Source organism: Paraburkholderia jirisanensis, assembly GCF_054782355.1.
The window spans coordinates 325500-345577 of sequence record NZ_BAAGSQ010000002.1; the positions used below are offsets into that span (position 1 = coordinate 325500).

19 protein-coding genes are annotated in these 20078 nt (G+C 63.0%); 10 read left to right on the top strand and 9 right to left on the bottom strand.

What is annotated here, in order from left to right:
• Nucleotides 1-42 precede the first annotated feature (42 nt).
• From ACYVNQ_RS01885 to ACYVNQ_RS01910, 6 genes are all read left to right on the top strand, one after another.
• Nucleotides 43-1680, top strand: coding sequence for a gamma-glutamyltransferase family protein (locus ACYVNQ_RS01885; protein ID WP_460900440.1), 1638 nt, complete (start codon nucleotides 43-45; stop codon nucleotides 1678-1680).
• Between the two features lie 370 nt (nucleotides 1681-2050).
• Nucleotides 2051-2953: an aspartyl/asparaginyl beta-hydroxylase domain-containing protein gene (locus ACYVNQ_RS01890; protein ID WP_460900441.1), complete on the top strand. Its 903-nt coding sequence runs from the start codon at nucleotides 2051-2053 to the stop codon at nucleotides 2951-2953.
• A 241-nt stretch (nucleotides 2954-3194) separates the two neighbouring features.
• Complete coding sequence (gene wrbA / locus ACYVNQ_RS01895; protein ID WP_460900442.1) at nucleotides 3195-3800, top strand: NAD(P)H:quinone oxidoreductase; 606 nt, start codon at nucleotides 3195-3197, stop codon at nucleotides 3798-3800.
• Nucleotides 3801-4097: 297 nt separating this feature from the next.
• Nucleotides 4098-5285, top strand: coding sequence for a zinc metallochaperone GTPase ZigA (gene zigA, locus ACYVNQ_RS01900; RefSeq protein ID WP_460900443.1), 1188 nt, complete (start codon nucleotides 4098-4100; stop codon nucleotides 5283-5285).
• A gap of 271 nt (nucleotides 5286-5556) precedes the next feature.
• Entirely contained in the window at nucleotides 5557-5730 is a 174-nt protein-coding gene (locus ACYVNQ_RS01905; RefSeq protein ID WP_460900444.1) for a hypothetical protein, read from the top strand.
• Nucleotides 5727-6011, top strand: coding sequence for a hypothetical protein (locus ACYVNQ_RS01910; protein WP_460900446.1), 285 nt, complete (start codon nucleotides 5727-5729; stop codon nucleotides 6009-6011). Before ACYVNQ_RS01905 ends, ACYVNQ_RS01910 begins: the two co-directional genes overlap by 4 nt.
• Here ACYVNQ_RS01910 and ACYVNQ_RS01915 read toward each other — a convergent pair.
• Complete coding sequence (locus tag ACYVNQ_RS01915; RefSeq protein ID WP_460900447.1) at nucleotides 5965-6909, bottom strand: DMT family transporter; 945 nt, start codon at nucleotides 6907-6909, stop codon at nucleotides 5965-5967. The two genes, ACYVNQ_RS01910 and ACYVNQ_RS01915, sit on opposite strands and share 47 nt — an antisense overlap.
• Nucleotides 6910-7220: 311 nt before the next feature.
• Between ACYVNQ_RS01915 and ACYVNQ_RS01920 the strand changes: the two genes are divergently transcribed.
• Entirely contained in the window at nucleotides 7221-7427 is a 207-nt protein-coding gene (locus tag ACYVNQ_RS01920; protein WP_460900448.1) for a hypothetical protein, read from the top strand.
• Between the two features lie 213 nt (nucleotides 7428-7640).
• Here the strand turns inward: ACYVNQ_RS01920 and ACYVNQ_RS01925 are convergent, their stop codons facing one another.
• Nucleotides 7641-8387 (bottom strand): Mut7-C RNAse domain-containing protein, encoded by a 747-nt coding sequence (locus ACYVNQ_RS01925; RefSeq protein WP_460900450.1) that lies wholly within the window; start codon nucleotides 8385-8387, stop codon nucleotides 7641-7643.
• Between ACYVNQ_RS01925 and ACYVNQ_RS01930 the strand changes: the two genes are divergently transcribed.
• Together ACYVNQ_RS01930 and ACYVNQ_RS01935 are read left to right on the top strand one after the other, a co-directional pair.
• The gene (locus ACYVNQ_RS01930; RefSeq protein WP_460900452.1) at nucleotides 8277-9368 is read left to right on the top strand and encodes an NAD(P)-dependent oxidoreductase; all 1092 of its coding nucleotides are present in this window, start codon (nucleotides 8277-8279) and stop codon (nucleotides 9366-9368) included. The two genes, ACYVNQ_RS01925 and ACYVNQ_RS01930, sit on opposite strands and share 111 nt — an antisense overlap.
• 189 nt (nucleotides 9369-9557) lie before the next feature.
• Nucleotides 9558-10220 carry a LysE family translocator gene (locus ACYVNQ_RS01935; protein ID WP_460900454.1) on the top strand — a complete coding sequence of 221 codons (663 nt, stop codon included), beginning with the start codon at nucleotides 9558-9560 and terminating at the stop codon, nucleotides 10218-10220.
• Nucleotides 10221-10672: 452 nt separating this feature from the next.
• Here the strand turns inward: ACYVNQ_RS01935 and ACYVNQ_RS01940 are convergent, their stop codons facing one another.
• From ACYVNQ_RS01940 to ACYVNQ_RS01965, 6 genes are all read right to left on the bottom strand, one after another.
• Nucleotides 10673-10984 (bottom strand): hypothetical protein, encoded by a 312-nt coding sequence (locus ACYVNQ_RS01940; protein ID WP_460900456.1) that lies wholly within the window; start codon nucleotides 10982-10984, stop codon nucleotides 10673-10675.
• A gap of 625 nt (nucleotides 10985-11609) precedes the next feature.
• A complete protein-coding gene (locus ACYVNQ_RS01945) occupies nucleotides 11610-12434 on the bottom strand; it encodes an OmpW/AlkL family protein (RefSeq protein ID WP_460900457.1) in 825 nt (274 codons plus the stop codon).
• Between the two features lie 128 nt (nucleotides 12435-12562).
• The gene (locus ACYVNQ_RS01950) at nucleotides 12563-13822 is read right to left on the bottom strand and encodes a DUF2957 domain-containing protein (protein ID WP_460900458.1); all 1260 of its coding nucleotides are present in this window, start codon (nucleotides 13820-13822) and stop codon (nucleotides 12563-12565) included.
• Nucleotides 13823-13942: 120 nt separating this feature from the next.
• Nucleotides 13943-15388 (bottom strand): DUF2957 domain-containing protein, encoded by a 1446-nt coding sequence (locus ACYVNQ_RS01955; protein ID WP_460900459.1) that lies wholly within the window; start codon nucleotides 15386-15388, stop codon nucleotides 13943-13945.
• Between the two features lie 545 nt (nucleotides 15389-15933).
• Complete coding sequence (gene argC, locus ACYVNQ_RS01960) at nucleotides 15934-16881, bottom strand: N-acetyl-gamma-glutamyl-phosphate reductase (RefSeq protein ID WP_460900460.1); 948 nt, start codon at nucleotides 16879-16881, stop codon at nucleotides 15934-15936.
• Nucleotides 16882-17259: 378 nt separating this feature from the next.
• Entirely contained in the window at nucleotides 17260-17862 is a 603-nt protein-coding gene (locus ACYVNQ_RS01965) for a YbhB/YbcL family Raf kinase inhibitor-like protein (protein WP_460900461.1), read from the bottom strand.
• Between the two features lie 261 nt (nucleotides 17863-18123).
• Here ACYVNQ_RS01965 and ACYVNQ_RS01970 point away from each other — a divergent pair, with 261 nt between their 5' ends.
• A complete protein-coding gene (locus ACYVNQ_RS01970) occupies nucleotides 18124-18837 on the top strand; it encodes a response regulator (protein WP_460900495.1) in 714 nt (237 codons plus the stop codon).
• A gap of 108 nt (nucleotides 18838-18945) precedes the next feature.
• Here ACYVNQ_RS01970 and ACYVNQ_RS01975 read toward each other — a convergent pair whose 3' ends face one another.
• Nucleotides 18946-19632: an orotate phosphoribosyltransferase gene (locus ACYVNQ_RS01975; protein ID WP_460900462.1), complete on the bottom strand. Its 687-nt coding sequence runs from the start codon at nucleotides 19630-19632 to the stop codon at nucleotides 18946-18948.
• Nucleotides 19633-20078 lie beyond the last annotated feature (446 nt).

Here is a 20078-nt window from a genome sequence, read left to right on the forward strand (position 1 = left end):
TGCTGCTGCGCCCATTCATCTTTTATCTGTACGAGTTTTCCGATGACAAGCTTCAACTGGCAAAACCCTTATCCGACCCAGCGTCTGCCGGTGTTCGCGCGCAACGTGGTGTCGACCTCGCATCCGCTCGCTTCGCAAGCGGGCCTGAAAATGCTGTGGAAAGGCGGCAATGCAATCGATGCGGCAATCGCAGCCGCCGCGATGCTGACCGCCGTCGAGCCGGTGTCGTGCGGTCTCGGCAGCGATGCGTTCGCGCTGGTGTGGGATGGCGCGAAGCTGCACGGCCTGAACGCGTCGGGCACCGCGCCGGCGGCGTGGAACGTCGACTACTTCAAGCGCAAGTACGGCGAGCAGAACGGTATCGCGATCCAGCCTAAGCGCGGCTGGGATAGCGTTACGGTGCCGGGCGTGATCGCCGGCTGGGAAGCGCTGCACAGCAAGTTCGGCAAGCTGCCGTTCGCCGATTTGCTCGAGCCGACCATCGAAGTGTGCGAGCGCGGCCACGCGGTGGCGAGCGTCGTTGCGCACAAGTGGGCCGCCGCGGTGCCGGAACTGAAGGATCAGCCGGGCTATGCGCAGACCTTCATGCCGCACGGCCGTGCGCCGAACGTCAGCGAACTGATCCGCTATCCGGGCCACGCGAAGACGCTGCGCATGCTGGCCGAGCAAGGCCCGCGCGCTTACTACGAAGGCGAGATCGCCGAACGCATCGCCGCGTTCTCGCGCGAATGCGGCGGCGCGATGACGCTCGACGATCTGCGCGGCTATCGGGCCGACTGGGTCGAGCCGATCTCGAAGCGCTATCGCGGTTACGACGTGCATGAGATTCCGCCGAACGGCCAGGGCATTGCCGCGCTGATCGCGCTTGGCATCCTCGAGCAGTTCGACGTCGCCTCGCTGAAGGTGGACAGCCTCGAATCGCAGCATCTGCAGATCGAAGCGATGAAGCTCGCGTTCGCCGATATCTACCGCTATGTGGCCGATCCGCGTTCGATGGAAGTGACGCCCGAGCAGATGCTCGACGACGAATACCTGAAGTCGCGTGCCAAGCTGATCGACCCGACGCGCGCGACGCACTTCGATTTCGGCATGCCGAAGGCGGGCGGCACGATCTATATGTCGGCGGCCGACGAGAGCGGCATGATGGTCAGCTTTATCCAGTCGAATTACATGGGCTTCGGCTCGGGCATCGTGGTGCCGGAAATGGGCATCTCGCTGCAGAACCGCGGCGCCGGCTTCTCGATGGATCCGCGCTCGCCGAACGTCGTCGAACCGGGCAAGCGTCCGTTCCACACGATCATCCCGGCGTTCCTGACGCAGCAGGTGGATGGTCGCCAGGAAGCGGTGATGAGCTTCGGCGTGATGGGCGGCGACATGCAGCCGCAAGGCCATCTGCAGACTGTGGTGCGCATGCTCGACTACGGCCAGCAGCCGCAGGCCGCGTGCGATGCGCCGCGCTGGAAGGTGAACCGCGACTTCACGGTCGACATCGAAGCGACGCTCGACGCGGACACCACGCGCGGTTTGAAGGGCCTCGGCCATACGATCAAGTCGTTTGAAGATCCGTATATGGACTTCGGCTCCGGCCAGTTCATCTGGAAGCTCGATCGCAACGAGCCGGAGCGCGGCTATGTGGCGGCTAGCGATAGCCGTCGCGATGGGCTGGCAGCGGGCTTCTAAGGTTTCTTAGGCTTCTGCGGTCTTGCGGTCTTTGCGGTTATTGCAGATTCCTGGCAGCAGCAACACACGCCGTCTTGCGAGCTCACGCCTCGCAGACGGCGTGCGCACATTCATCATCTGATTGCGCACACGCGCGGCCGGCGGCTCATCGTCGCCGGTTCTCCAACTGATCTTCCTTTGCATTGCGCGATCATCGCGGCGCCTGCCTCAAGACGCCCGTTGCGCTCGCTTATTTGACGCACACGCGCGGCGGCCGATTCGCCGTCAGCCCCGGCCAGTATGGCTTTGGGCACCCCATGCCTGCAATGCGGCCCCATCTACGCTAAACTTTTTGACATTGTCATCAAGCGGAAACCTGATAGGAGCCGCAATGCGTTGGATTGTCCTGGCGTGGGTCGTCGTTAGCGTGATTTATGTGTTCAGACGCGGCACTGAACGGTTCACTTTCGGCCGTCAGCTATCCGATCACTCGACCTTCCTCGCACCGATCAATTTATGGTGCTATCTGCTTTCCCCGATCAAGCCGGGCCCCTACATCGAGCGGTCCTGGTTCCCCGAACTGGAACCATTGCGCGCGAACTGGCAGGCAATCCGCGAAGAGGCGCTCGCGGTCGATGCATCGCAGAAAATCGCCGCCGCGGCAAACTACAGCGACATCGGCTTCAACTCGTTCTTCAAGACCGGCTGGCGACGCTTCTATCTGAAGTGGTACGACGCGCCGCATGCTTCCGCAGAAGCGCTGTGTCCATTCACCACCCGGCTGCTGCAAAACATACCTTCCGTGAAGGCGGCGATGTTCGCGCAGTTGCCGCCGGGCGCGAGTCTCGTGCGCCATCGCGACCCGTATGCCGGTTCGATTCGCTATCACCTCGGTCTCGTCACGCCGGCCGATCCGAAGTGCTATATCAGCGTCGACGGCAACGAATACTTCTGGCGCGACGGCGAAGAAGTGCTGTTCGACGAAACCTACATTCACTACGCCAAGAACGGCACCGACGTGTCGCGCATCGTGCTGTTCTGCGACATCGAGCGGCCGATGCGTTTTCGCTGGGCCGCTGCGATCAACCGCTTCGTGTCGAACACGCTGATGCGCGCGGCCACCTCGCCGAACGAAGCATGCGACCGCACCGGCGTGCTGAACCGCACCTTCAAGTACGTGTACGCGATCCGGCGCGTCGGCAAGAAGATCAAGGCATGGCATCGGCCGACTTACTACGTCGTCAAATGGGTGCTGTTCGGTTCGATCGTCGCGGGCGTGTTCTACGTGATCTGAGCCGGGCTCGATCTGCCAGAATGTGCAAGGCGCGGCGCCATGCCGCGCTTCGTTTATTCGCAAGACCGCAGGTTTAATTATCTTTGGTCACACGACGGTGCTATCACTGTGCGGGGTTCGCGCCGCCTGCTCCGTCGTCGCATCGTGTGTCTGTCGCGGCGCGCAAGACCTCGTTAGTATCTTTCGCACATGCCTGCGCGCACCACTCGCGGTATGCGCAGATTCTTCCCGGAGAGTAAAAATGGCAAAAATCCTGGTCCTGTACTACTCGATGTACGGACATATCGAAACCATGGCCGGCGCGATCGCGGAAGGCGCGCGCTCGGCGGGTTCGGCAGTCAGCGTCGACGTGAAGCGCGTGCCCGAGACGATCCCGGCTGACAAGGCCGCGCAGTTCGGCGCGAAGCTGGACCAGCAGGCACCGGTCGCCACGCCCGACGATCTGGCCAACTACGACGCGATCATCTTCGGTACGCCCACCCGGTTCGGCAATATGGCAGGGCAGATGCGCCTGTTCCTCGACATGACGGGCGGCCTGTGGGGCAAGGGTGCGCTGGTCGGCAAGATCGGCAGCGTGTTCACGTCGAGCGCATCGCAGCACGGCGGCCAGGAAACCACGCTGACGTCGTTCCATACGACGCTGCTGCACCATGGCATGGTGGTCGTCGGCGTGCCGTATGCGTGCGCGGGACTGGTCAATATGGACGAGATCAGCGGCGGCACGCCGTATGGCGCGACGACGCTGGCCGGCCCGACCGGCGCGCGGCAGCCGAGCGCTAACGAGCTCGAGATCGCGCGCTTCCAGGGCAAGCATGTGGCCGAGCTGGCGCTGCGCTTGTTCAGCTAATCGATGCCGGCGGGTGCGCGTTTGTGCGCACCCGCGCACGCGAACCTGCGGATGCGAACCCGCACGCCGCCTTCGCTGTCACGTGATCTGCGTCGTTCCCTTTACCCGGCGGGAACGGCCGGCCGATCTGCCAGGCTAGTCCGTCTGCTTTGGCCTTAAACCCCGCCTGCTGTAAGTTCTCGCGCCGGATTTCGATCGGCCAGAAGGATACGCGTGCACGCTCTGAATGTTATGTTATAACATTTGTGCGATCGCACGCAGACTTCACCAACGAACCGAACGACCCGCGAGAACCCCATGAACAAGCTTCCAGTCACCGTTTTGTCCGGCTTCCTCGGCGCGGGCAAAACCACGCTGCTCAATCACGTGCTGAACAACCGGGAGGGCAAGCGCGTGGCGGTGATCGTCAACGATATGTCCGAGGTCAATATCGATGCGCAACTGGTGCGCGATGGCACCCAGCTGTCGCACATCGACGAAAAGCTGGTCGAGATGAGCAACGGCTGCATCTGCTGCACGTTGCGCGAAGACCTGTTGATCGAAATCCAGCGGCTCGCGCGCGACGGGCGTTTCGATTACCTGCTGATCGAATCGACTGGGATCTCCGAGCCGTTGCCGGTTGCCGAGACGTTCACGTTCCGCGACGAGGAAGGCCGTAGCCTGTCCGATATCGCGCGCCTCGATACGATGGTCACGGTGGTCGACGCGTACAACTTCGTGCGCGATTACGGTTCGCATGATTTTCTCGCCGATCGCGGCGAAAGCCTCGGTGACGAAGACCGCCGCACGGTAGTCGATCTGCTGACCGAGCAGGTCGAGTTCTGCGACGTGATCGTGCTCAACAAGACCGATCTGATCGACGCCCGGCAGCTCGAGCAGATGAAGGCGGTACTGCGCGCACTCAATGCGCGTGCGCAGATCGTCGAGAGCAGTTTCGGCCGCGTGCCGACCGACCGGATTCTCGATACCGGCCTGTTCGACTTCGAAGCGGCCGCGCAAGCGCCGGGCTGGCTCAAGGAAATGCGCGGCGAGCATATCCCCGAAAGCGAGCAATACGGGATCGTCAGCTTTGTCTATCGTGCGCGCCGGCCGTTTCACCCGCGCCGTTTCTTCGACTGGATTGGGCGCGAGTGGCCGGGCGTGCTGCGCTCGAAAGGCTACTTCTGGCTCGCGTCGCGGCACGATCTGGTAGGCGACTGGTCGCAGGCTGGGGCGATTTCGCGGCATGGACGCGCAGGCACGTGGTGGGCTGCCGTGCCGAAAGCGTCATGGCCGCAAGACCCGGAAGCGCTAGCCGTCATCGAGCACCGCTCCGAAGGGCCGTTCGGCGACCGCCAACAGGAACTGGTGCTGATCGGCACGGGGATGAACGAAGCCGCACTGCGCGCCGCGTTCGACGCTTGCCTGTTGAACGACGACGAACTGGCACGCGGCGCTGATGCATGGCGCAAATTCGACGACCCGTTTCCTTCGTGGATGAATTGACGCGCACCTTCGCGCGCATGCCCGATGCCAGCTGCGACGGCTTTTGTCTGAAGTAGTGATGCCGTTGCGGTCGGCAGCGCACAGACCCGCCCCGCTCGCCGCCTGCACACTGAGCGCACTGGAACCATTCGAACCAACGATTCGAATACGACTGTTGCTATTTCGTCAAAACCTATACAGCAACGAGTAATCCAGGCATAAAGTTAAAGTGCTTTATCAAGACTCTTGTGCAGTGCGGGGGTGGCTTATGAAACGCAGATCAGCGCGGCAAATGGTTCGGTTGCTTTCGGACATCCGGCATTCGGCGAACTGCAGGACGCTAAGGGCGGCTGCGGTGATCCGCGAGATGGAGCTGGCGGTCGTGGAAGCGGAAGAAGAGGAAGAGCAAAGCCGCGAGACCGCGCGCGAAGACACCAGCAACAAGCCCGCGTGGAGAACCTCGTGAGCGCCGCGCGCGAGCAATCGCTGCGCAGTCTGGTCGACAAGTGGCTGGCGCCTTCGATGCCGGTGCGCGTCACTGAATTCAGCCGCACACGCACCGACGGCACGCGCTACGTGCGGGTCGAAGCGCATTCGGCGAGTGGCCTGCATGCGTTGTTCTTCTTTCGCCACGACGACGGCTGCTGGTGCGTGTTTCCGCCGACTTCCGACTTGCCTCGCCGTGCTGCGTCACCACGCGCTAGCCGAGTGGCGATACCTGACGGCGTGCGCTCCAAAGCGGCATAACCTGGCAGACGATCAGGCCTGCCAGCATCAAGCCGCAGCCCAGCGACGCACGCGAAGTCAGCGTTTCGCCCAGCGCGAGCCAGCCGGCGAGCGCGGCGAACACGCCTTCCATGCTGAAAATCACCGCTGCGTGCGCAGGCGCCGCGTCTTTCTGCGCGACCACCTGAATCGTATACGCCACGCCGACCGACAACGCGCCGCCATACAGAATGGTCGGCGCGGCACGCACGATATCGGCAATGCGCAGCGGCTCGATGGCCAGCGCGATCGCACTGCACGTGAGCCCGCACGCGATGAACTGCACGAGCGCGAGCATCAGCGGATCGTGGCGCCGCGCAAAACGGCCGACCAGCAAGACCTGCGCGGAAATCACGAGTGCGCCGGCCAGCTGGTACCAGTCGCCGTACAGCATCGAGAAGTGCTCGTCGACGCTGAGAAAATACATGCCGATGGCCGCGAGCAACGCGCCGAGCCAGGTACCGAAATGGGTTTGATGGCGCAGCGCGACGCCGATCAGCGGCACGATCACGACGTACAACGAACTGATGAAGCCGGCATTCGCGACCTTCGTGTAGCGCAGCCCGATCTGCTGCAGCGAAATCGCTACCGCAAGTAGCAGACCGAGCACGATTCCGGCGCGCCACAGCGCGGCCCGGTCGGGCCGCTGCGCGCGTTGCGCCGGCAGTTGGGTGCGCGCGCGTGCGACGGTGAACGGCCGCACACATATCAGCAAGACCGACACGACTGCCGCGCCCAGCAGAAAGCGCAAACCGGTAAACAGAAACGGCCCGATCACGTCGAGGCTAAGACGTTGCGCGACGAACGCCGAGCCCCAGATCATCGCGGCGATCAGCATCAGCAGGTTGGCGCGCAGGTGTTGGCGAGCAAGAGAGTTCAAGCGAAGAGATCTCGTATCGAATGCGTGCAGCGCCATGCGCGCCGGTTTTGGCGCGGATCAGGTGCAAGGCGCAGCGCTTGCGGGAAAGCCGACATGATAAACGGTGCCGGCCGAAGTCGATTCGAAAGGAATAAGAAAGCTGTCTGTCTCCCGGAAAATACATATGGGCTTATCCGGGATGACAAACTGCCTACGGTGCGTGATACTCGCCCGCGGAGTGCCGGGCCGACCTTCGGCTGAGAAGGCTGTGGGGCCCAGCGCTTCCACTCACACTCACGTCAATTAATGTCGTATCGGTTTGGGGATCACACATGAAGAAAATTATCGCCTCGCTCGTCACCGCCGCAGTTGCTCTGGTGTCCGTACAAGCCTTCGCGCAAGCCTCCGGTGCAACTGCTCCGGCCGCCACCACGAAGGCGAAAAAGCCGCATAAGCAACTGAAGACGCACGGCAAGCGCGCCGGCGTGTCGGCAGCCGCTTCCGCAGCAGGCACGAACGACAAGGGCGCACCGAACTAAGCCGCGCGCCGCTCGTCCGGGACGTGCGGTGTCGGGCCGCGCGTCGCAGCCATGCGAGGTGGTTGAGGCCGGCGGCACGTTGGGAAAAGCCGAAGCGGATGCTTCGGCTTTTTCTTTGGTCTTTGAGTTGGTTTCGAATGGGTGGTTGAGCATCCCGCATGCTCAAACTGGCATCGCGGCTGTATCTGCTGCTGCCGCGATCCGCTTCGCGCGTCAGCCCGGCGCGCCTGCCACGCTGTCCATCAATGCGCGCATGCGCTGCCAGTGCGAGCCTTCCCAGAACACCCGCGCGCACACGTCGCAGGTGACGAACTGCGTATGACGCTCGAGCACGCCAGCGGGTGCGCGGCCGATCGCTTCTTCCTTCGGAATGCGCCGCAGCGGCACGTTGCAGGTCAGGCACAGCCGGAACGGCTGCGCGCTGCGCGCCAGATCGAGCCGGCCGAATACTTCGCGCAACTGTGCTTCGGGCTTCAGCGTGCGCACATAACAACCGTGTGTGATGGTGCGGCGCTTGAGCAGCTCGCGGTCGCGCGTCAGCACGACGCGATGCTCATCGGATGCCAGCGTTTCGATGTAGGCATCCGCGTAATGGTTGTCGTATAGCGTGTCGAAGCCGGCCAGCCGCAGCAGTTGTGCAAGGCCGCCGAGATGCGCATCGGCGATAAAGCGCATCACGCGCAGCGGCTTCTCGCGCACACGCAGCAGCGGCGCGATGTCGAGCGTTTCGAAGGTCGGATAGACCGCGACGCGGTCGCCGTCCTGCAATTGATGATCGAAACCGACCGATGCCCCGTTCACCAGAATCAGCTCGACTTCGGTGTGCGGCACGCCGAGCGCTTCGATCATATGCTTCGCGGTCGCCGCGCTCGCGCAGACGCAGCTGAACGACTGCCGGCGCAAAGGCCGTGCGAGGAAATCGTTCAGTTCCTCATAGAAACGGAAGGTTGCCGTGACCATCACGCAAGTATCGCACTTGCGCGTCGCGGCGTCGCCGCGTCGGCGACAAACTGCACACGCGAGGCGCATGTGCTTTACTGCGGGTTCTGTCGAACAGGAGCTACAGAGATGGACATCGGTTTTATCGGCCTAGGCGAGATGGGCGCTGTGATGGCTGAAAACGTATTGAAAGCGGGACATCAGGTGCGGGTGTGGAACCGCTCGCCGCAGCGCACGCAAAAACTCGTGGAGCTGGGCGCGCGAGCGGTCGGCACCGTGGCCGAGGCATTTACGGGCGACGCGGTGTTCTCGATGCTCGCCGACGATACGGCGGTGCGCGAGACAATCAGCGCGCAACTGCTCGAACACGCGCCGCGCGGCCAGATTCACGTGAACATGGCGACCATTTCGGTTGCGCTTGCTGAAGAGCTCGCGCATGCGCACGCGCAACGCGGTCTCAATTATGTCGCGGCGCCGGTGCTGGGGCGCCCGGATGCGGCCGCCGCGGCCAAGCTGATCATCGTTGCCGCCGGTCCTGCCGAAGCGATCGATCGCGTGCAGCCGGTGTTCGACGCGATCGGCCAGAAAACCTGGCGGATCGGCTCGCTGCCGCAACAGGCAAACGTGATGAAGCTCGCGGCGAACTTCATGATCGCTTCGGCGGTGGAAACGCTGGGCGAGGCGGCGTCGCTGTTGGCGGGACACGGCGTGGCGATGCAGGACTTTCTCGACGTGATCACGAGTGGGCCGTTTCCGGGCGGGGTGTATCAGGGCTACGGCAAGATGATTGCGGAGCAGCGTTACGAGCCGGCACTGTTCAAGGCGCGGCTCGGGCTGAAGGACGTGCGTCTCGCGCTCGCCGCGGCTGACGCGGTGTCGACGCCGCTGCCGATCGCGAGCCTGGTGCGCGACAGCCTGATCGACGCGATCGCGCACGGCGATGGCGAGAAAGACTTCGCGGTGCTGGGCCAGGTGTCGGCGCGCCGCGCGGGGCGGGCTTAGTCCTCTGGCGATGGTCGCTCGGCGGTCCGACGGGTAATGCATTGGAGAGCGCGGGCGACTCGGCAGGCTAGGGCGGCCCAGCAGGCCGGCGGTTCGCCGTACTGCGCGGCAGCGCGTGCCGGGTCACGCGCCGCGCTATGCGAACGGGCATAATCGGGTTCCCTTTGCTTTGCCTTTGAGCATTCCGTCATGAGTTTGCACACCTGGTGGCTGTGCGCGGCCACGGCTTTCGTCGGCTGCGCGATTCCCGGCCCGAACATGCTGTTGATGATCACCCACGGCGCGTGGCATGGGCTGCGCGGCACGATTCCGACGATGGTGGGTTGCCTGATGTCGCTGCTGCTGATGCTGCTGATTTCGGCGGCGGGCCTCGGCGTCGTGCTGAAGGCCTGGCCGGCGATGTTCAGCACGCTGCGGGTGATCGGCGCCGCTTACCTGATCTGGCTGGGCATCAAGGCCTGGCGCACGCCGCTTGCACGGCAGGCTGAAGCGGATGGAGAAGCGGGCGGTGAGGCGGTTGCTCCAGATGGTGCGCCGGCGCGCGCCGTCACGTCCCGGTGGTCGCAGGTGCGCAACGGCTTTCTGGTCGGCAGCAGCAACCCGAAGGCGGTGCTGTTCTGCGCGGCGCTGCTGACGCAGTTTATCGATGCGTCGCAGCCGACGCTGCCGCAATTGAGCGTGCTCATTGCCACCGTCGCGGTATTCGAAGTGAGCTGGTACATCGTTTATGCGATGTTCGGCACGCACATCGGCACGCGGCTCAAGCGGCCCCGTTTCATGAAGGCGTTCAATCAGCTGACCGGCGGGATCTTCGTCAGTTTCGGTGCGGCGATGGCGCTGGTGCGGCACTAACGCCAAAGCGCACGCTCAGCGCGCGCCGGGAGTGTCCGTCATGCGCGAACCCGATTTCGCGCATGACGCAAAGCACAAAAAATTTCACGGCCGAGCCGCGCCAGATGGGCGATACAGCGTGCTGTGGGTTGGAAGCAACAGAGGAGCGGGGACGCGGTGTAGATGTTGCGTCGCACCAAAGCTTTTGCTATAGTTACTCCTGTCTCCTCCATGTCTCCTCTGATATGGATTCAGCCCGCCAAGCTTTTGGCGGGCTTTTTTTTCGCCCATATTCACAGAAGACGAAGCGGGGGACGAACTGCGCCGTCTTGCGCGTTCACACACATCGCGACGGTTCGCCTTTAACAGGCGACTTGCATACCGGAGAAGCCTGGCTGGCGCACGTGGGGCTCAGTTGCCGCCACACGATGCGGGACACGGCAGCGCACGCCACACACCGCACCTGCAGCCAGTCATGAATCGAACAGATCAACCTGCGTGCGAAATAGCGACGCTTCGGTTTCAGCCTCGCGCTTTTGCTCCGGCGCGACGCGGAAAAAGTCTGGATCGACGCCGGCATGCTTGGCCGCCTTCAGCCAGTCCGGCATGTCGCCGACGCCATTCCAGTCGTTGCCCCGCGCGTCCCGATACAGCGGTGGGTGATCGAGTTCTTCCTGAATCGACGCTTCGAGCGCATCAAGCGTGATGCCGAATTCCTCCATGCGCCGCCGCATCCAGACGATGAGGCGCTCACGGGCCTCGCCATCGACAATCTTACCTTTCATCTTTTTTGCACTAAGAGTTCGCAGTTCGACGGACTTATACCGGCGGTGTTGAATAGGCACAACCGGTAGCCGCACATAACGAGAGTGGCCGCAAATGCGATGCCGGCTCGACAAACGTCGGCATGGGTTTTTCTGGACACGCAGTGTAACGAGTCTGGAGCAATCGCGCGGATTTTCAGCTTCGACGGGAAGCGACTTCAGGTGTCGAAGCGGTAAAAGGCGGTTTGATATGCGAATGGCATAGTTTCATGCGATCGCCATGCTGGGTCAACTCGTTACTGCGACGCGCGCAGATTATTTTTTGTCTGCGGTTTGGTCTCGCGGCGCTGCAGTGAGTTCACCTTCATTTTCAGGTTTTTTTCACGCGGCCGCATTTGGCCCGGCGCGCGAGGTCCCGCGGAGGGATCCGGCCACCGGTTTGACGTGCGGCAGGCGCGGTGCGAGCGCCGATGAAAGGAGGCGGCGTGAACGAGACAGCGGGGGGCAAAAGCCTCCCGCGAGCGGCGGCCGGCGGGCGGCGCTCGCGGCTGGGGCGTGCCGCCTAGCGGCCATCAAGCGCCACCCGCGAGCGCCGTCAGCAAGCCAGCCGCGCCCACGGCGCGACGCTGGCGGCCAGCTCGCACACTCAGAACCGATACGACACCGCCAGAAACGAGATCAGCGGATTGGCCTTCAACTGGCCCTTCGTCACGCCGAGCTCGGTGCCGTCCTGTGCCTTGATGATCAGCGACGAGGTGGTCTTCAGCGGGATGTAGGTGATCGACGCGGTGATGCCCCAATGTTCGGTGATGTTATAAATGGCGCCCGCATTGAACACCGGCTGCCACGACGACGACGCTTTTCCTTCCACCGTCGTCGTGCCCGTCTTGCCCGCGCCGGCCGCCAGCACCGCGCCGAGATTTTGCTGGGTCGACTGGATGAAAGCCGGGTTCAGCTGGATGCTCGAGAACCAGTTGTACGAAACACCAATACCGACGTATGGCCGGAATTTCGCATCGGGCGAGGCGAAGTAATACTGCAGGATCGCCGCCGGGCTCCACTGCCGCACGCTCTTGACGATCGGGTTCGACGCCGGGTCGCCGAGATCCTGAATGCCGAGCGCGCCGGCCGGCCCCGGCGGTTTGATCACGCCGTGCCCGTACAGCTGGAAGGTCGGCGGCACGCCCGCGACGGCGGTCAGCGCGATGTGGTCGGTCAGGAAGTGGCTGAAAATCAGGCCGAGCGTATCGGCGCTATCGGTCGACAGGCCGGTGCCCTGCGACACGAACGACGACGGCAGACGCAGCGGCGTCATGATCGGCGTCGGCGCAACCTCAGTGGTGAGCTCTGAGCTCGAATCCAGCGGTGCGACGTGGAACCAGCCGAGCGCGACCAGGTTGTCGCCCGCATGCTGCGCCAGGGCGCCCGTCGATAGACACGCGGCAAGCGCCGCAACCAGGATCTTTTTCATGTTGTGATGTCCTCCTCCAGCGGGCGTGCTGCGCGCGCCAGCGCGACGCGGCCAGGACAAGCCTGGCCGGCCGGCGTGCGGTGCGGCGGCGCAGCCGCCCTGTCGGGTTCTGAATGCGCGTTAGTCCATCACTGGACGAACGCACCGATCGTGAAGTACGGCGCGCTGGGCGTCGTCAGGTCGAGGAAGCCGAATACCCCGCCGGAGAACGCAAACTTGCCGGTCGGCGTCGCGGCCGCGCCCGTGTGCACGGTCGTCACGATGCCCGGCACCGACTGCGTGTAGTCGAGATCGAGCGCCGTGGCGAGCGACGCCTGCGATGAGTTGAACGGATCGAGCATGGTCGCCTGCAGGCCTTCGAGCGCGGTGGTGCGATAGTCGAACTGGCTGTCGACGCCGATGTACTCGCCGTCCTGCGAGTGCAGCGCGATGGTCGCTTGTGGCGAGAGCATCGAGATGCCGGATTCGTCGTCGGCCACCGGGCCTTGCGGCGCGCCCTGCGGCGTGATGGTCGGCGATGAACTGGCGAAGCCGGTACGGACGAGGATCGGTACCAGCTGGTTACGCAGCTTGCCGACGATCATGAAGCCCTTCGCGGCGGGTGTCGGCGCGAGCGTCGGTTTCACCTGGCCGAGGAAGTTGTCGGTCTCGAATGCGCCGCCGCTGGCTGCGGTCTGGGCGAGGTTGGTGCCCGGCTGCTGGCACTTGCCGGCGTTCACGCCGGTGTGGTCGCATTCGGTCCATGAGCCGTCGGCGTTGATCGTGATCTGCGTGTCGACCGCAACCGGCGCGAAATTTTGCGACGGCACCTGGTGGTAACCGACCTGGTTGTACGTGCCGGCCACCTTGGTGATGTCGGTTTCGATCGCGGAAAAACCGATGAACGGGTAGTACGGGAATTTCGTGTCGGGCACGGCGCCGACGCCGAGCACGCCGCCAAACGAAATCTCGGCGCCCGGAATCGTGCCGCCTGCGACGCCTTCGCCGACGAAGATGCGCGCCGGCCGGGTCGGGTCGAGGCTGGCGCCGTTCAGCTGGAACGCGCACTGGTTTAGTTTGGTGGTGGGCAGTCCGGTTTCCTGGGTCAGCGTGCCGTTTGCTGTCAGACCGGCGCGCGTCGGTTGCACGGAACCCGGGTTTTGCGGAATTGGCGACGCGACATAGGTCACCAGCCAGGTCATTTTCGTGGTGTCGAGCTGCAACTTGATCAGCTCGCCGTCGCCGGCGCCGCCGGTGAACACCGTGTCGTAGCCGAGCGTAGCAGGGCAAAGCCGCGCGTCCTGTGCCTGAGTGCTGGGCGCACCGCCGCTACCACCGCCGCCGCCTCCGCCGCATGCTGCCAATAGCGGTGCCGCGAGCGCGAGCGCCGCAGGAAATCTCCAGTCCATCCTGCATCTCCTTGATTTTCGTTATCGCGAGGGGCCGGCTCCCTGTCCAGCCGCCTCTGGGTTCTTGTTATTTACGGTGAAACCGTTTGTGTCCGATGTGCCCGCCATGCGCGGGCCGCGTCATTTGCTGATCTGCGCGCCGATGCCGAAGTAGGGCATCGAACTGGTGGGCTGCCCGGGGATCGCCGACGATGGCGTGATGCCGCCGTTCTCGACTTCGTTGCCGGTGGTTCCCTGCAGCAGCACCGCGTACAGGCTGCCCGCCGAGATCACAAAGCCGTTCGTGCCGCTCTGCGCATCGGCCGCCGTGACGAGGCCCGGGTTTGCGCCGCCGTATTGCAGGCCAAAACCGCTTTCGGCGGCTTGCGTCGACGGATTGATGAAGGTGCCTGTTGCGCCCTTGATCAGCGTCGCGGTGTACTTGAAGTTCGAGTCCGCGCCGACGTAGCCGCCGTCGACCGCGCCCGAGACGACGGCGTTGGCCGGTGACAGCAGCGCAATACCTGATTCGTCGTCGAGCACGATGTTGGTCGGATCGGCCACGCCGGTACGGATGATCAGCGGTACCAGTGCCCCGTTGACCTTGCCGAGGATCATGTTTGCGTTCGCGGAGAGCGGCAGCGTCAACGGGATACCGCCTGGAATGATCAGGTCTTCGACGTGCGCCACGTTCGGGCCGGTGGTCTGCGGCGCGAGTGCGCTGGTGAAGTAGGTGCCGGACGCATTCGTGGTCCACGGCTGACCGGTCGTCGCGCAGGCGCCGGACGGCGAGGTGCACGCGCCGTTCGTATCGAAGGTTTCGACGCTTTGCGTGCCGACCGCCTTGTAGGTTTTGGTCGGCTGGATGTGGTACATCAGCGAGTTGTAGGTCCCCGCCAGATCCGTAAGGTTGGTGTCGACGGTGGCGAAGCCGATGAACGGATAGAAGTCGAACGTGCGATCCGGAATCGGAAAGAGCGGCGACGTGGACGCATCGAATATGAGACCCGAGAAGGCGATCTCGGCGCCAGGAATGCCACCACCCGCCACGCCACCCTGGCCGACCAGGATCATCGGCGGGTTGAGCGGGTTCGTCACGGTCGTATACGTGGTGCCGTCATAGGTCGGGTTGGCCGGGTTGTGCGGCGGCACCGTGCCGCTGCCCGGCAGCAGGATGAACGCGCAGCGCGTCTGCTCGGCGGTCGGCAGAAAGCCGGCCGGCGGATGCGCGAGATTGCCGGCCACCGTGATGCCGGCGCGCGTCGGTTGCGTGGCGCCGGCCGCTACCGGAATCGGCGATTCGAGCCACGTGAGCTTGTAGGCCATCGCCGTGGCGTCGATATTCAGGCTCACCACTTCGCCGCTGCCTGCACCGCCCAGGTAGGTGTTCTTTACGATGTCGGCGGTGGCCGGGCACAGTGCGTTCGCTGCCGGCGTCGACGGCGGCGGACCCTGCACCGGGCAATTCGGTCCCGAGCATTGCGCGGAATTGATCGCGCCGGGGGTGCCGGAATTACCACCGCAAGCAATCAAAAATGGGACCGCGGCGAGCGCCGACGCGAGGCCCCGGGAAAAGGCGTGCGACATCCTGTTGTCTCCCTTCATGTATTTGTGCGACGTAATTTGGCTTTGTGGCTATTCGGTGTCAATTGATAGAACCGTCTAAAAAACCCGATTCAAACAATGACAATTTGCGATAGCACGCGATACAGCGGGGAGGCGGGGTCTTTAAAACAGAATGGCGATTTTCGAGCGCGTCGTCGGTGCTGATGGTGGAGCGCTCAGCCTTGTCGTGTGGGGCGAAAGGCAAAGCCGACCATCATCTGTGAACGTGCGTTCGCAAAAGAATCGGGATTATCCCTATACGGAAGATGCTACTGGGATTTTGAATGGACGAGGAACGGTTGACCGGTTCTGGTTATATAGTGGGATTCACGCATGCGCACGCCAGACTGAAATGAGTGGTCATGCGTAATGCGCAATGCTTTAAAGCGGATTGAATAAAAAAGGCCGGCTTTTACAAGCCGGCCTAATATTACGATGTCTTTACGGAATCAGCCGGATGAAATGATTTCACCTCGGCGGAAACGACCGTGCGCAACCTTATGCCGCGCCTTCGACTCGCTCCGCGCTCAGCGTTTCAAGCCGCTGCCTTCGTCGGCGCCGATCGCAAGATTCATACACTGGATCGCCGCACCGGACGCGCCCTTGCCCAGGTTGTCGAGTCGACACACGGTCACGAAGCGCTCTTCGTTGCCGAACACGAACAGGTCGACGCGATTGGTGTCGTTGCTGGCCTGCACGTCGAAGAAGCCGTCGTCGAGATTGTCGTCCGCGTTGAACGGCGCGACGTGCACGAAGGCTTCGCCCTGGTAGTACTCGGCGAACAGCGCCTGCACGTCTTGCGGCTTCACGCGCTTCGCCAGTTGCGACGGCGAGAAGTACGTCGTGACCGCGAGCCCCTTGTAGAAGCTGCCGACGATCGGCGTGAACACCGGCGCCGAAGCAAGACCCGTGTGCGCGGCCATCTCCGGCAGGTGCTTGTGCGTGAGGCCGAGTGCGTACGGACGTGGGCTGTCCAGCTTCGCATTGCCGCCGGCTTCGTACTCGGCAATCATCTTCTTGCCGCCGCCGCTGTAACCGGTGATCGAATGGCTGTGCGCGTCGAAGCTGGGCGCGACCACGCCCGCTTCGACGAGCGGGCGCATCGCGAGCACGAACGCGGATGCATGGCAGCCCGGCACGGCGATGCGCTTGCTGTTGCGCACGCGATCGCGCTGCGCGCGGGTCAGCTCGGGCAGGCCGTATGCCCAGTCGGCGTGCGTGCGAAACGCGGTGCTCGCGTCGATCAGTACGGTGCGATCGTTTTCGACCAGCGAAGCCGATTCGCGCGACGCGACGTCCGGCAGACACAGGAAGGTCACGTCCGATGCGTTGATCAGGCGGCGGCGCTCGTCGAGATCCTTGCGCTTCGCATCGTCGATGCGAAGGATGTCGACGTCCGCGCGTTGCGACAGATATTCAAAGATTTTCAGGCCGGTCGTGCCTTCCTGCCCATCGACAAAAACTTTCGTGCTCATCTTGATCTCGCTTCGTGAAACGGGGGCGTCAGTGCGCGGGGCGTCCATACGCGGGGCGTCCGTACGCCGGACCGCCATTTTAAGACGGTTGAGGGGGGACGTGGAAAAACGGTGCGCCACGTCGATGACATGCGCATGACGAACGCTGCATGGCGGATTGCGATCGGCGAACTCGGCGAACTCGGCGAACTCGGCGAACTCGGCGAACTCGGCGAACTCGGCGAACTCGGCGAGCGCAACAGCGGCCATGGTGAACGGCTGCTCCAACGTGACCGCACGTGGCGGCGCATCCCCGCGCGCTGCTGCCGGTTTTGCAGACCCGCTAAGGCCGCGCATCCACCGCCGCGCGACAGCGCCCCTTCTCCGCAGCGCCAGCTTTCATCGTCCGTACATGACGGTCATGCGTGCCGAGCCGAGCGTCGCCGTGCCGATCTCATGATCGAACATCAGCGCAGGCCGCCCTTGCGCGAGCCGCAGGTCGCTGGTGCTGAGCGCATGAACGGTGATCACATAGCGATGCGGCTTGCCCGGCGGCGGGCACGGACCGCCGTAACCGTCGACATCGAAATCGTTGCGCGCCTCGATCGCGCCGATCTTGCGCAGAAAGCCCGACGCACTGGCGTTCTCCGGCAACTGCCCGACGTTCGCCGGAATGCCGGCTACTGCCCAATGCCACCAACCGCGGCCGGGCGCATCGATGTCGTAGATGGTGACTGCGAAGCTGCGCGTGCCGGCCGGCGCGTCGCGCCACGACAACTCCGGCGAGCGGTTCGCTCCTTTGCAATCGTTCTGGTCGAACACCTGCGCGGACGCGACCATACCGCCTGGCCGCACGCTAGTGCTGCTGATTGTAAAAACCGGCTGCGCGTGGGCCGGCTGATGCAGCGCGAGTAGCGCCGCGACGCACGCGAGCGCGCGTGCATGGAACGGCAAATCACGACGAAGCGCAGAGAGTCGAACGACCGGGCAACGCACACGCATGTGCCGATTCTCCTGTCACGGGCCAAGGGCGGGTTGGCTACGCTGCTATTGTCCCTGTTTTATCCCGTGAAGACGAATCGAGTCTAACATTCCGTTTGTCTGAGGCTATTCTTGCTGATAGGACAGTCCGCGGGTAGTGAAATCGGCTATAGTCGGACACTTGCCTGTTTGTGGGGCGGCAGCAAACCGATTCATTTAGAACTAAAGAATAGTTGCATGGCAGAAGTTTCGGAGCATGGGTTATCAGGCGAAGGGAGCGCAATGCAAAATCCAATCAGAGTCGTCGTAGCTGACGACCATCCAGTGATTTTGTTTGGCGCCGAGCAGGCGTTGCTCAAATTCCCGGGTATTCAGGTCGTGGCACGCGCGCGTCAATCCACTGAGCTTGTCAAAATATTGCAGACTGTTGCATGCGATGTGCTGGTAACCGATCTCGCGATGCCGGGCGGCCAGTACGGCGATGGTCTACCGCTGATCGGCTATTTGCGCCGCAACTTTCCTAACCTGCCGATCGTCGTCCTGACGATGTTGGAAAACGCTGCGCTATTGAAGCGCCTGAGCGAGCTGGGTGTGACCTCGGTGGTGAACAAGGCGGACGATCTAAGCCATATCGGCCTTGCCGTGCAGCACGTCGGGCGCCATCTCGAATACATGAGTCCGTCGGTGAAGGCGTCGCTCGATACGCTGCGTATGAATGCAGGCGGCAAGAGCGATGAAGTGATCCTGTCCAAACGTGAACTCGAAGTGGTCCGGCTGTTCGTATCCGGCTTGACCATTAAGGAAATTTCTGAGCAACTGAGTCGCAGCATTAAGACGATCAGCACGCAGAAAAACACGGCAATGCGCAAACTCGGTCTCGAACGCGATTCCGAACTGTTCCAATACGCGCAAAGCAATGGCTTGATGAATTTGTCTTCTTATGTGTCCAGTGAACCCGCAGAAAATTCTGAACGTAATCTGACAGACGAGTCTTAATGCTTGTCAGAAAAATTTGTTAAAAATTGCGCGTAAATTCGCTAGCTAACAAAAAAGCCGCAGGTCGTTAATCGACATGCGGCTTTGTTGCTTTACGTCAAAGCGAGGTTATTGCGGTGCGCCGGTAGCGCCGCCATGCGCGGCCGACCACTCGGCCGGCGCGTGCAGGAACTTCTCGACTTCGTCGAGCGTCTTCGTCTCGAAATAACCCGACTGCTTCGCGACCCGCAACACATCCCACCAGGTAGCGAGCGCGTGCAGATCGACGTCGATGTCTTTGAGCACCGACACGCTTTCCTTGAAGATGTTGTAGTGGAACAGCACGAAGCAGTGGTTCACCTTCGCGCCCGCGGTGCGCAACGCATTGATGAAGTTGATCTTGCTGCGGCTGTCGGTGGTCAGGTCTTCGACCAGCAGCACGCGCTGGCCTTCGGTCAGCAAACCTTCGATCTGCGCATTGCGGCCGAAGCCCTTCGGCTTCTTGCGCACGTATTGCATCGGCACCATCAGGCGGTCCGACAGCCACGCGGCGAACGGAATGCCGGCGGTTTCGCCGCCCGCTACCGCGTCGATCTGCTCGTAGCCGACGTCGCGCAGGATGGTGGCTTCGGCCATCTCCATCAGGCCGCGGCGCACGCGCGGATACGAGATCAGCTTGCGGCAGTCGATATAGACGGGGCTCGCCCAGCCGGACGTGAAGATGTACGGCTTTTCTGCGTTGAAATGCACCGCCTGTACTTCCAGCAGCATTTTGGCGGTCGTGTCGGAGATCGTCTGGCGATCGAAGCCTGTCATGGGCGAATCCTTGGGTGTCAGCGTGAGGGCGGGCACGGCCCGATGGCACAGCAAACGGTGCGTTGCGCACTCTGGCGTGGTATGCCCGATGCCCGGGATGACCCGGCCGGGACGCCGTGGATTTGTCCGCGCAATAGCAATAGCACGTGCAAGGTGACGGCGAAGCGCATGAACCACGCGCGAGATGCGCAAGCCTCGCTATCTGCCGAAAGGCAGACCGGATGCTGCGCGCGTAGGCCGCGATTTTACCCGATTCGGCCTGCTGCGACGAGCCGTGCGTCGCCGTAATGAGCCCGCAGCGCGTTTTTTGGCGCGCTTGTGACCCGTCTGCACGGCCTTTACACTCACGCGACTTTGCGCGGCCAGCCCAGCCGCGTTGTGCGTCAGGCCGCCGAAGCGCGGCCGCCGCGCCCTCGAAACGCACCTGCAGCGCCGCCCCCAGGACC